The organism is Paenibacillus sp. USHLN196 (assembly GCF_037144955.1).
GTDB classification, from domain to species: domain Bacteria; phylum Bacillota; class Bacilli; order Paenibacillales; family Paenibacillaceae; genus Paenibacillus; species Paenibacillus xylanexedens_C.
Genome location: NZ_JBBCYH010000013.1, coordinates 84,377 through 97,880 on the forward strand (window position 1 = coordinate 84,377; position 13,504 = coordinate 97,880).

Here is a 13,504-nt window from a genome sequence, read left to right on the forward strand (position 1 = left end):
ATTCACCTGCATTTCACTTGATAGGCCAAACTTGATCATCACCATGACTCCAAGCCCGAGACCTCTTTATTCCGGCAAAAAGACTTTAACTGCCCTCACCGTTGGTTTTAGTTCATCCCGTTCAAATATCCCCAGAAACGTACCATCCTGAGTGTACAACCGTAGTAAACCAGGTTGCTCTACAGGCGGTTCCAGAAGACGTGCAGCCAGTTTCTGACCTTGGAGTGCTCCTTTGGTCTGTTCTTCTCCAACCTTGTGGGCTGGAATAGAAGCAATTGCCTCGTCAACTGGAATCAGCGCATCTGCCAAAGTTCCGTCGGCCATAAGTTGTTCCACTTCTTCAATTCGAAGACAACGATCTGCAGAGATACCCGCTGATATCGTACGCTCCAGTCGAACCATGGTCGATGGATACCCGAGTTGTCGGCCGATGTCTACACACAACGTCCGGATATAGGTACCTTTTGAACATAAGGCCCGGAAGGATATATCGATGGTATCGCCCTGAGTCTCAATCCCTGTAAGCTCAAGCTCATAGATTGTGACCTCACGGCTCTTACGCTCTACCGTTTTCCCTTCACGAGCAAGTTCATAGAGACGTTTGCCATCTACTTTTACCGCAGAATACATGGGTGGGACCTGAGAGATCGTGCCCAGGAACTGCTCAAGTACCTGTTGAACCTGTTCCTCTGTTACTTCTACAGTCGTTTCAGACCGTTCAATAACTTCCCCAGTCATGTCCTCTGTGTCTGTAGACAGACCCAATCTGAGCGTTGCCAGGTATTCCTTCGGGAGCTCCTGCATGTACTCAACGACGCGTGTTGCCCTTCCGAGACAGAGCGGCAGAACACCAGTAACCTGCGGGTCCAGTGTGCCTGTATGACCAATGCGTTTCATTTTGAGAATACGACGCATTTTGGCCACGACATCATGAGACGTAAATCCTGCCGGTTTATACACCGGAAGTATACCTTCAAATGGTTTTACCATTGTGAATTCACCTGCTTCAGCACTTTAGCCACAATATCTTCAAGATTGCCTTCCAGGCGACATCCGGCTGCGAGAACATGCCCGCCTCCACCAAAGGTCTGTGCTAACGCAGCAACATCAATTTTGCCAGCCGAACGAAGAGAAACCTTCACGGCATTATCATTGATGACTTTGAAAAAGATACCAACTTCCACGCCTTGAATATTGCGGGGATAGTTCACTACTCCTTCAAGATCTTCATTAGCTGCTCCGCAAGCCACCATATCATCTGGTGTAATAACGACCCAGGCTATCTTGCCATCATCTGTCATCTTCAGGCTTGATAGTGCTTGATTCAAAATCCGAACTTGTGGAAGAGTCACCTGCTCCAGCAAGGTCTGGGCGAGATAAGGTCCATCCACGCCATGTTCTAGCAGTCTGGAAGCGGTTGTCATTACATTTGGACTGGTATTGGCATAGCGGAACCCACCTGTATCCGTAAGCAATCCGGTATAAACTGCCGTGGCAACATCTTTATCCCATGCCACTTGGAACAGATTAAGAAAATCGAACAAAATTTCAGCCGTTGCAGCAGCATCGGACTTAATAATGTTGACTGTACCATAAGCGTCATTCGTAGGGTGATGATCAATATTCAAAATAACAGCATCTTCTTCGAAATAATGACGCGTCAAGCCTACTCTGGCAAAGTCTGCACAATCCACACAGATCACAGCTTTATATTTTCGCTGCGGTGGTTGTTCGGTCATGTTCACAATGTTGCCGGCTTCCCACAAAAAATGCATGCGCTGCGGGATTTCACCTTCATTAATCATCGTGAATGTCTTGCCCAGACATGACAGCAGCCAGCCCACCGTTACCGTCGAGCTGACTGCGTCACCGTCCGGCTGTACATGCGACACGACCAGGTAATCATCATGCTCCAGCAGAAATTGCTTTCCGGCCTGGAGCGCCTGTTCATAAGTGTGCATTGCCGTCTCCTCTATTCTGTTACTGGGATTCGTTCTTGTCGGAACCAATATCGCCAAGCAGCTTCTCAATTCGGCTACCATAAGCGATCGATTCGTCGATCTTGAATATCAACTCGGGAACATGACGAAATCGAATACGTTTGCCCAGCTCGGAACGCAAAAATCCATTTGCCTTTGCCAGTGCTTTGAGCGAGTTATCTTTTTGTTCCTGTTCACCGAAGACACTCAGATAAACTTTGGCTTGCGACAAGTCTCCTGTCACTTCGACTCCCGTTACGGTAATAAAGCCGATACGTGGATCTTTCAGTTCAGACTGGATGAGCAGACTCAATTCTTTCTTGATCTGCTCGCCCACTCTACCTGTACGAATCTTAGCCATTGTTGTTCACCTCATGCTTCCTTGCTTATCGTTGTACTGTCTCCATAATGAAGGCTTCAATAACGTCGCCCTCTTTGAGATCATTATATTTATCCAGCGTGATACCACACTCGTAACCTTGGGCTACTTCTTTAGCATCATCTTTGTAACGTTTCAGGGAATCCAGCTTGCCTTCGTAAAGGACGATGCCATCACGAATCAGGCGTGCTTCCGCAGAACGCGTAATTTTACCCGAGGTAACCATACATCCAGCAATGGTACCGACTTTACTGATCGAGAACGTGCTCCGAACTTCAGCATGACCGATAACTTTTTCTTTGTAGATCGGATCAAGCATACCTTTCATCGCTTGTTCAATTTCTTCGATAACACTGTAGATTACGCGATGCAGACGAATATCAACTTGCTCCTGATCTGCTGTTGCTTTCGCTTGGTTTTCAGGACGTACGTTGAAACCAATGACGATGGCATTGGATGCTGCAGCCAAAATGATGTCGGACTCGGTGATTGCACCAGCGCCGCTATGAATGATTTTCACGCGTACACCTTCAACTTCGATCTTCGCAAGGGAACCTTTCAATGCTTCAACCGAACCTTGTACGTCACCTTTGATGATTACGTTCAGATCTTTGATCTCGCCATCTTTGATGTGCTGGAACAGATCATCCAATGTTACACGAGTATGCGTACCCAGATCGGATTCACGTTGCGTAATCGCACGTTTGTCAGCGATGGAACGCGCTTTGCGCTCATCTTCAAATACCATGAATGGATCTCCCGCACCTGGAACTTCAGTCAGACCTGTGATTTCTACAGGTGTCGAAGGTCCAGCTTCTTTCAGACGGCGACCTTTGTCATTGACCATCGCGCGAACACGACCGAAGCAGTTACCTGCTACGAAAGCATCTCCGACTTTCAATGTACCGTGCTGTACGAGGATACGGGCAACTGGGCCACGTCCTTTATCCAGCTCAGCTTCAATCACTGTACCACGGGCACGTTTGTCCGGGTTCGCTTTGTATTCGTTCACTTCTGCAACGAGCAAAATCATTTCAAGCAGACCTTCCAGACCCATTCTTTGTTTCGCTGATACGTTAACAAAGATGGTATCTCCGCCCCACTCTTCCGGAACGAGTTCATAGTTGGTCAATTCTTGTTTCACTTTATCCGGATCGGCACCCGGTTTGTCAATTTTATTGACAGCAACGATAATTGGAAGTCCAGCAGCTTTGGCATGGTTAATGGCCTCAATGGTTTGTGGCATAACACCGTCATCTGCTGCTACGACAATAATCGTCATATCCGTAACCTGTGCACCACGCGCACGCATCGCTGTAAACGCTTCGTGACCCGGAGTATCCAAGAACGTGATCTTTTTGCTGTTGATCTCGACTTGGTATGCACCGATATGTTGCGTGATACCGCCTGCTTCGCCGCCTGTTACATTCGTGGAACGAATAGCATCCAGCAAAGTCGTTTTACCATGGTCAACGTGACCCATGATCGTAACTACTGGTGGACGAGCCTGCAAGTCAGCAGCATCATCATTCTCTTCCAGCGTCTCGAAACGGTCATCTTCAAGCACAATCTTCACTTCGACCTCAACACCGAATTCACCTGAAAGCAGAAGGATCGTTTCGATATCAAGCTCTTGGTTGATTGTTGCCATAACACCCATAGCGATGAGCTTTTTGATAACTTCGGAAGCATCCTTATGGAGCAACTTCGCCGTTTCGCCTACAGTCATATCACCACGAACGATGATTTTCTTAGGTGTGTTATCAATTTTCTCGCGTTGTTGGTACTGTTGTTGATTTCTGTTGCGGTTGTTCTTACCACCACGGTTACCACGGAAGTTACCGCCACGATTGTCATCATAACGACGTCCACCGCCACCGCTGTTAGAACGGTTGCCACTATTATTGTTGTTGCCAGTTGTGCCACCTGGGCCGCTTCTACGTTGGCCTTGTCCTTGGCTCTGACCTTGGCTACCGCTACGGTTGCCGCCAGTACCTGTATTGCCACCACTGTTAGGTCCTGAAGGTCTTACTTGGCCGCCACCGCTGTTAGCCGGACGTTGACCCGATCCTTGCGGACGGGATGCAGTACTGCTTTGTCCACCTTGAGCTGGTCTAGGACGGTTAGTTGATTGTCCTCCTTGGCTTGAGCCTTGGGAAGAGTTCGTTCTGTTGCGGCTGTCTTGGCCGCTGGGTCTTTGGGTGCCATTGTTATTGTTGGAATTTGGTCTATTGTTCATACCTACCTGCTTTTCCTGTTGTATTTTTGTTTGTACGGGACTACCGGATGTGTTACTGCTATTCGGCGTGTTCACTCCGCCGGCCGGCTTGTTGCTGTCCACTGTTTTGTCACTGCGTACTGCCGAAGTAGCAACTGGTTTTGCTTCGTTGCCTTGTTTGGAAGCAGCAGTGGATTTTATATCTTTAAAAAATTGTTCCACCTTACCGACTGATCCATTCTCCATGACACTCATATGATTGTTTACGGGAATTTCCAGCTTTTTAAGAATGGTTATAATTTCTTTACTACTCATATTAAGGGACTTCGCATATTCATAAACTCGCAATTTATCCTTGTTTTCCTGTTTACTCAATATACTCCACCTCCGACATTATACCGACTTGCTTGGAGATCATTTTTGCAAACCCTCGATCCGTTACTGCAAGAACAACACGCGTGTCTTTACCGATACTTGAACCTAAACTATCCCGGTCAAATCCGATTAACAGAGGAACCTTATAAGTTCCACATTTATCGCGAAATTTCTTTTGTGTATTGGCTGAGGCGTCACCCGCAACAATAACCATCTTAGCTTCGGAAGAACGGATCGCTTTAAGTACAATTTCTTCACCTGTTACAAGTTTACCTGCACGCATAGCGAGTCCCAGATAAGACAGCGTTTTAATATTAGTCATGTTCACGCTCCTGTGCTGCTATGAATTCATCCTCAACTGCGATGAAATCAGCTGCTAATTGCTCGTAAATTTCAGGTGAGACTTTGCCTTTTAACGCCCGATCCAAAGCCCGGTTTTTGAGTGCGAGCTTAAAACAGGACTCTTTGCCGCATAAATAGGCACCACGTCCGGATTTTTTGCCAGTCAAATCGATCAGCACTTCATCCTCTGGCGTTTTAACGATGCGGATCAGCTGCTTTTTGGGCATCATTTCCTGGCATGCCACACATTTGCGCAGCGGCACTTTTTTTGGTTTCATACGTCAGCGCCCCCCGTACTTTACTTTAGTCGACGGAGACGGAATCCTGATGCATTTCAGAAGAAGAATCTTTTTCTCTGCCGAATTCCTGTTCCGCCTGGCTCTCGCTCTTAATGTCGATTTTCCAGCCGGTTAATTTGGCTGCCAATCTGGCATTTTGGCCTTTGATACCAATTGCGAGCGACAGTTGATAGTCCGGAACGATAACCCGAGCCATCTTTTCTTCCTCAAATACATGAACTTCCAATACTTTGGAAGGACTCAGTGCATTAGCAACATATTCGTCTACCTGATCGGAGAAACGAACGATGTCGATTTTTTCACCGCGCAGCTCACCCACAATGGTCTGCACGCGCATTCCCTTAGGACCTACACAAGATCCAACTGGATCAACTTCCTCGTTGCGGGAATGAACGGCAATCTTGGAGCGGAACCCTGCTTCGCGAGCGACGGAGCGAATCTCAACTACACCGTCGAAGATCTCAGGCACTTCCAGTTCAAAGAGACGTTTCAAGAGGCCCGGATGAGTACGGGACAATATGATTTGCGGCCCTTTAGTCGTATTCTCGACCTTGGTGATATACGCCTTAATACGGTCACCATGAACAAACTTCTCGTTCGGCATCAATTCGGTCAGCGGTAAAGCCGCTTCGATTTTGCCCAGATCGATGTAGATATTGCGCAAATCCTGACGCTGCACCACTCCCGTAACGATATCCTCTTCCTTGTCTACGAAAGCGTTGTAGATCAGGCCGCGTTCGGCTTCACGAATCCGCTGGGTCACCACCTGTTTGGCAGTTTGTGCGGCGATACGTCCGAAATCACGCGGCGTAACTTCAATCTCCGCAATATCTTCCAGCTGGAAGTGAGGGTTGATTTCTCGTGCAGCAGGCAATGAAATTTCAGTACGTGAATCCAGGACTTCTTCCACGATCAATTTACGGGCATACACCCGGATAACTCCCGTATTACGGTTCATGTCAACACGCACATTCTGGGCTGTGTTGAAATTCCGCTTGTAGCTGGAAATTAGTGCAGCCTCGATCGCTTCAAACAGCACATCCTTGCTGATCCCTTTTTCCCGTTCCAATTCATTCATTGCTTCAATAAAATCCATACTCATGAATGTTGATCCCCCTTTCAAACATGGCATCTCATACGTAAAACGGCGAAAGGCTCTGAACTCGTGAGCACCTTGCCGTTATCGTGAGATGTGTCTTTTTCATTAATAAAGTGAACAAGGCACTTAAAACAAAATAGCTAGGCGCGCACTGGCAACCTTATCATAAGAAATGGCATGCTGTTTCTTGCCTGCCTCGATCACGAGTTCCCCGTCATCAAAAGAAAGCAACTTGCCTTCAAATTCCTTCAATCCGTTCACCGGCTCGTAGGTTGTAACAAAAACATTTTTTCCTACAGCTTTGGTAACGTCCTCAGGTTTTTTCAGTGGACGCTCCGCACCGGGAGAAGACACTTCAAGGAAATAGATGGTTGGAATCGGATCGTTCTCATCCAGCTTGGCGCTCAGCTTTTCGCTGATCAAGACGCAATCGTCGATGTCGATGCCACCCTCTTTGTCGACATACACCCGCAAAAACCAGTTGCTGCCTTCTTTGACGTATTCGATGTCAACCAGCTCGAAGCCTTGTTCGTTCAAGTAGGGTTGGATCATTTCTTCCACGGTAGATTTAATGTTCGTTGTGCTCAAAACCAATAACCTCCAACTTAGGTTACACCAGCAAAAAAGCACTGGCAGATTATTAAATACCCAAGATTCTTGTATACCAAAGACTAAAGAGTGGGTTTCCCCACTCTTTAGAAATTCGTACTATCTCGTTCACTTCAAAAATTATAACATAGTCTGGTAATAGTGACAAGTAAGCGATGATTCAGACAGTTTACTTACTAATGAAGGAAAAATTACGCATCCCCCGCCAAACACTTGTCCATGATTCAAATCTAATCCTAGAACAGGGAAAGTTGGTTGCTCTCTGGTAAACCGCGGAAACACCCCATAGTCGACAGGAGTTCAACAATCGTCTTACTCGCTTTCGACTTCTGCTGGAAATCTTCCACTGACAGGAATTCACCATGTTCTCTTGCCGCAGCAATATTACGTGCAGCATTGTCTCCGATTCCTGCCAACGCGGAGAACGGAGGGATTAATGTTTTCCCGTCAACGATAAATTTCGTAGCTTCCGAACGATATAAGTCAATTGGTTTAAGTGAGAATCCGCGCGCTGCCATTTCCAAACCCATTTCAAGGACAGGTAACATGTTTTTCTCTTTCGGTGGTGCCTGGAAACCTAATTGCTCGATCTCTACAATTTTGCGATAGATCGCTTCATATCCCTGACACATGAGTTCAATATCAATCTCATCCGCCCGAACGGTAAAGTAAGTTGCGTAATATTCAATGGGATGATACAGCTTGAAGAACGCAGTACGTACTGCCGAAATAACATAAGCGGCCGCGTGGGCCTTCGGGAACATGTACTGGATTTTGAGACATGAATCGATGTACCATTGAGGCACTTTACAATTCTTCATCTCATCGATCCATTCCTGAGGCAGACCACGCCCTTTACGAACACTCTCCGTAATTTTGAAAGCCAGACTCGCGTCCATACCTGCCTTATAAATCAGGAACAACATGATGTCATCCCGACAGCCAATTACCGTCTTGATGTTACATGTTCCATTCTTTATCAGATCCTGAGCATTCCCAAGCCATACACCTGTACCATGGGACAATCCCGAAATCTGAAGTAAATCGGCAAAAGATGTCGGCTGGGATTCGATAAGCATCTGACGAACGAATTTCGTCCCCATCTCCGGCACCCCAAACGTCGCAACAGGGGAGCGAATCTGTTCAGGTGTAACACCCAGAGCCTCGGTTGAGTTAAACATGCTCATAACTTTGGGATCATTCATCGGAATGCTTGTAGGATCAACACCTGTCAAATCCTGCAACATCCGCATCATAGTCGGATCATCGTGCCCAAGAATATCAAGTTTCAGCAAGTTTTCCTCAAAAGCATGATAATCAAAGTGTGTTGTTTTCCACTCCGCATTAACGTCATCTGCCGGGAACTGAACAGGTGTGACATCTTCGACCTCAATATAATCAGGTACCACGACAATACCGCCGGGATGCTGTCCCGTGCTCCGTTTTACCCCAGTACACCCAGAAGCCAAACGATTCAATTCGGCTCCACGCCATTTCTTGTGATGTTCTTCCTCATACTTCTTGGCAAAACCAAATGCTGTTTTCTCAGCCACCGTACCAATGGTCCCCGCACGAAAAACACTTTTTTCACTAAACAGTACTTTCGTATAGTTATGCGCATGAGGCTGATAATCACCAGAGAAGTTCAAGTCAATATCGGGAACTTTATCTCCTTTAAATCCAAGGAAGGTCTCAAACGGAATATCCTGGCCTTCTCCTTTAAGTGTGCCACCACAATCTGGGCATTCTTTCTCGGGAAGGTCAAATCCACTCCGAACACTACCGTCTAGGAACCACTCACTGTGCTTGCATTCTGAATTCACACAAATATAGTGAGCGGGCAATGGATTAACTTCGGATATACCTAGGAATGTAGCCACGACAGAGGAGCCGACCGATCCCCGCGAACCTACAAGATAACCATCCTGATTCGATTTTTTAACCAACCGTTCCGAGATCAGATAGTTGGCAGAGAAACCATATTTAATAATTGGAATCAGTTCTTTCTCTAATCGTGCCACGATAACTTCAGGCAATTCCTCACCATAGATGGACTTGGCAGTGTCATAGCAGGTATTACGAATTTCATCGTCGGCACCTTCCAGAATCGGAGTAAACAGTTTGTCCGGAAACAGCTTGATTTCTTCAAATCGGTCAGACAATTCCACCGTATTCGTAACCACGACTTCGTAAGCTTTATCTTGGCCCAGGAACTGGAACTCTTCCAGCATTTCCTCCGTCGTTCTGAAATGTGCATCCGGTTTCCGTTGATCTTTCAGTGGACTAAATCCTGTAATGCCGTGAATGGTGATATCCCGATATAGTTTGTCACGGGGTTCCAAATAGTGCACATTGCCTGTCGCTATAACCGGCTTACCCAATTTCGACCCGATATCAATGACTTTACGGATCGCTGTTTTGATTTCTTCAGGTGTAGCCACCAACCCTTTATCCACCAAATGCATATACATTGTAAGTGGTTGGATCTCCAATATGTCATAGAACTCGGCGATCTCTTCCGCTTCTTCGAGCGATTTGTTAAGCACCGCTTCAAAGAACTCACCTTTTTCACAACCCGATATAATAACGAGTCCTTCACGCAAATTAATCAGTTTCGACTTGGGAATGCAAGGTACCCGCTTGAAATGTTCCGTATGAGAGAGAGATACCAGTTTATAGAGATTTTTCTTGCCGACTTCATTCAGTGCATAGATTCCGCAATGGAAAGGTCTTGTATTCGACAAGTCGACACCTACATAATCGTTCAGGCGATCAAGCCTCGTTATTCCTTTCATCTGGGCAGCATCATTTAGTAATCCGATCAGTATACCTGCAAGAGCAACCGTATCATCAATGGCCCGGTGATGACTTTCAAGTCCAACTTTATATTTATCCGCCATCGTATTCAGACGGTGGTTCTTATTTTTTGGAAATAATAATCGTGCCAGTTCCAACGTGTCAAGGACAGGGTTAGGAAGCTCTGGCATTCCAATCTGCTTCAGGGAAGCTTGAATAAAGCCCATATCAAAACGTGCATTATGCGCAACAAGTACACCATCTCCGGCAAACTGTACAAACTCTCGGATCACTGGCTCCAATTCAGGCGCGTCTTTTACCATGTCATCATTAATATTAGTCAATTGCTGAATATTGTAAGGAATGCGTTCATGCGGGTTCACAAAAGTCGCATACCGGTCGATTTCTTTACCATCTTGCATCTTCACAGCGGCGATCTCAATAATTTTGTTCTGTGTAACTGAAAGACCTGTAGTCTCGATATCAAATACGATGTATGTCGCTGTTTGGAGATCCAATGGCTGTGGAGCCATTACGACTGCAACGGAGTCATTCACTACATTGGCCTCAAGGCCGTAGATCATTTTAATCCCATTTTTCTTGGCAGCCTTGGAAGCCTCAGGATATACCTGTACACCACCATGATCACTGACAGCAATCGCCTTGTGTCCCCACTCCGCTGCCATTTTCACGTATTTGTCGATCGAAGTTACAGCATCCATCGTGCTCATCGTAGAATGCAAATGGAACTCTACCCGTTTCTCTGGTGCATTATCCTTGCGAGACGGCGGTGCTTTGACTTCTATCAGATCTGAAGGGATCATGGCGAGTTCAGGAATCTGCATAAACCGGTCATACTCTACACGGCCACGCACTTTCACCCATTTACCGTTAGCCAGCAAACTGAGAATTTTAACATCCTCTTTTGTTTTGGCAAACATCTTCATTTGCATGGAGTCCGTAAAGTCGGTCAGGTAGAAGGTAAACAACGTATTTCCGTTTCGCAATTCTTTGCGATCCAGACCAAATACAGAACCTTGCAGCGTGACCTTTTTCTCTTCATCCTGGATTTCCTGCATGGGCACTGGTGGCTCCTTAATATCGTAACCCATCTGCAAACGCAGATCGCCCTGCTCCTCATCCACCGGGATTTCTGTGTCCACTTCACTCATCATCTTCTCGATGACCTCAAGTTCCTCTACACGTTTTTGGGCCTGGAACTGTTCCATGGCCTCTTTATTGCTTGCCACTTCGCCCACTTGCATCTTGATGCGAAGAGGGAGATGGAAGTACTTGTCATAGAATTTCGTAATAGCCTGATCAATCTGTTTCTTACGAGCCAATTCCATCGACGTTGCATCACTCATTGTCAGTTGCAGGAGATCCTCTTCACATTCAAAGGTTGTCCGGTTCATCCAACCATTTACAGATGGAATCTCACGGGTAACCCACTCCAGAAACAGATTCCAATATTCACTGACGATATCGCCATTTTGTACTTGGTCCGTATATTTGAAGCCAAATGAGATCTTGGCGATATGATTCATCTTCTCCTGAATATGCAGACAAAATGTGCGATAAATTGGAGCGGGTACCAATGTATCCTTCGCAATCAGGATATTCCACTCCCGATTACTGCGGTTAGTCTCTACTTGTTCAATCCATCCATCCAAAAAATAGGGCTCTAACAGACCAGCTGGAAGCTCTGCCTGTTTCATCAACAACTCAAACCGTTTTCTCTTCTCTTCGAATCCGCTCATCGTGTTCCTCCTTGTACCCCCTTAAAGCATGAAAAGCCCCTGCATTCAAAAATGTCACCGATCCGAACTCGCACCGACTCATTTTATCCGACAGAAGCTCTCCATTCATTACTCAACCGGTGAATAAGTGCTTTTCGTCAAGTTAACCTGACTTAATACGCTCTTGCAAACACAACCGTGTGTTTTGCCTGTTCACCACAAGCCAGGCACGTATGCTTTTCTTCCGCAGGCTGGAACGGGATGTTCCGGCTTGTTGCACCTGTAACTTCTCTTACTTTATCTTCGCAAGTTTCTGAACCGCACCAGCCAGCCAGTGTAAACCCGCGTTTATTTTCCATTAGTTCTTTCATCTCATCAAGTGTATCCACAGAGTAGAAGTTATCCGACATAAATGTCCGAGCACGTTCCAGCATATCTACCTGTATCTGTGTCAACATAGACTGAATTTCTTCTACCAAGTTCGCTTGTTCTACCACTTTCTTCTCACCTGTGATGCGTGATACGAGCACACAAACGCCATTTTCCATATCACGTGGACCGATTTCCAGACGGATCGGAACACCGCGCATCTCGTATTCATTGAATTTCCAACCTGGGCGAACATCGCTGCGGTCATCCATTTTCACACGGACGCCAGCTTTTTTCAACTCAGTGAACAACTCATCTGCACGTCCAACAACAGCATCACGCGTTTTCGGAGGTCCAATTGGAATCATAACCACTTGCGTCGGTGCTACTTTTGGCGGAAGCACGAGACCACGGTCATCTCCGTGAACCATAATTAACGCACCAATCAAACGTGTGCTTACCCCCCATGAAGTGGTGTAAGCCAGTTCCAGCACATTGTTTCGGCTAAGATACTGAATTTCAAATGCTTTTGCGAAGTTCGTTCCCATGTAGTGTGATGTACCTGCTTGTACAGCACGTCCATCTTTCATCATGGCTTCGATCGAGTACGTATCCACTGCACCCGCAAACTTCTCGGATTTGGTTTTCTGACCCACAATTACAGGGATAGCCAAATACTCTTCAACCACTTCACGATAAATTTCAAGCATTTTCATCGTTTCTTCACGCGCTTCTTCTTCAGTCTCATGTGCAGTGTGACCTTCTTGCCACAGGAACTCACTTGTGCGAAGGAAAGGCAACGTTCTTTTTTCCCAACGGACCACGTTAGCCCACTGATTGATCAGTACCGGTAGATCCCGATAAGACTGAATCCACTTGGAATACATGTGACCAATAATCGTTTCAGATGTAGGACGGATCGCCAGACGTTCTTCCAGCTTCTCTCCGCCAGCTTCCGTAACCCATGGTAGTTCAGGGTTAAAGCCTTCCACATGCTCTTTTTCCTTTTGGAAGAAACTCTCAGGGATGAACATTGGGAAATACGCATTGCGATGACCCGTTTCCCGGAAACGACGATCTAACTCATCTTTGATATGCTCCCAGATTTCAAATCCGTCTGGTTTGAACACAATACAACCGCGTACGGGTGCATAATCCATGAGATCCGCTTTTTTGATAACATCAATATACCAGCGCGAGAAATCCTCACCCTGTGGTGTAATTTCAGTCACGAATTGTTTATCATTTTCCTTTGACATAAGACTCCAGCGTCCTCCCATAACGACTAGCTCTGAATGCT

Annotated in this window: 10 protein-coding genes; all 10 read right to left on the minus strand. The window is 46.3% G+C overall.

Features of this window, described 5'->3' with window-relative positions; genetic code table 11:
* Nucleotides 1–66: 66 nt before the first annotated feature.
* Complete coding sequence (gene truB, locus WFI24_RS26100) at nucleotides 67–990, minus strand: tRNA pseudouridine(55) synthase TruB (RefSeq protein ID WP_336764911.1); 924 nt, start codon at nucleotides 988–990, stop codon at nucleotides 67–69.
* Nucleotides 984–1,961, minus strand: coding sequence for a DHH family phosphoesterase (locus WFI24_RS26105; protein ID WP_336764912.1), 978 nt, complete (start codon nucleotides 1,959–1,961; stop codon nucleotides 984–986). The genes truB and WFI24_RS26105 overlap by 7 nt, the downstream gene beginning before the upstream one ends.
* Nucleotides 1,962–1,980: 19 nt before the next feature.
* Complete coding sequence (rbfA, locus tag WFI24_RS26110; RefSeq protein WP_062833829.1) at nucleotides 1,981–2,340, minus strand: 30S ribosome-binding factor RbfA; 360 nt, start codon at nucleotides 2,338–2,340, stop codon at nucleotides 1,981–1,983.
* A gap of 25 nt (nucleotides 2,341–2,365) precedes the next feature.
* Entirely contained in the window at nucleotides 2,366–4,951 is a 2,586-nt protein-coding gene (gene infB, locus WFI24_RS26115; RefSeq protein WP_336764913.1) for a translation initiation factor IF-2, read from the minus strand.
* On the minus strand, nucleotides 4,944–5,273 hold the full coding sequence (locus tag WFI24_RS26120) for a YlxQ family RNA-binding protein (protein ID WP_336764914.1): 330 nt from the start codon (nucleotides 5,271–5,273) through the stop codon (nucleotides 4,944–4,946). The genes infB and WFI24_RS26120 overlap by 8 nt, the downstream gene beginning before the upstream one ends.
* The gene (rnpM, locus tag WFI24_RS26125) at nucleotides 5,266–5,571 is read right to left on the minus strand and encodes an RNase P modulator RnpM (protein WP_036609307.1); all 306 of its coding nucleotides are present in this window, start codon (nucleotides 5,569–5,571) and stop codon (nucleotides 5,266–5,268) included. Before rnpM ends, WFI24_RS26120 begins: the two co-directional genes overlap by 8 nt.
* A 25-nt stretch (nucleotides 5,572–5,596) precedes the next feature.
* Entirely contained in the window at nucleotides 5,597–6,694 is a 1,098-nt protein-coding gene (gene nusA, locus WFI24_RS26130; RefSeq protein WP_062833827.1) for a transcription termination factor NusA, read from the minus strand.
* Nucleotides 6,695–6,817: 123 nt separating this feature from the next.
* Nucleotides 6,818–7,279 carry a ribosome maturation factor RimP gene (gene rimP, locus WFI24_RS26135; protein ID WP_062833826.1) on the minus strand — a complete coding sequence of 154 codons (462 nt, stop codon included), beginning with the start codon at nucleotides 7,277–7,279 and terminating at the stop codon, nucleotides 6,818–6,820.
* Between the two features lie 257 nt (nucleotides 7,280–7,536).
* Entirely contained in the window at nucleotides 7,537–11,856 is a 4,320-nt protein-coding gene (locus tag WFI24_RS26140) for a PolC-type DNA polymerase III (protein WP_336764915.1), read from the minus strand.
* A gap of 152 nt (nucleotides 11,857–12,008) precedes the next feature.
* Complete coding sequence (proS, locus tag WFI24_RS26145) at nucleotides 12,009–13,463, minus strand: proline--tRNA ligase (protein WP_145318843.1); 1,455 nt, start codon at nucleotides 13,461–13,463, stop codon at nucleotides 12,009–12,011.
* Nucleotides 13,464–13,504 lie beyond the last annotated feature (41 nt).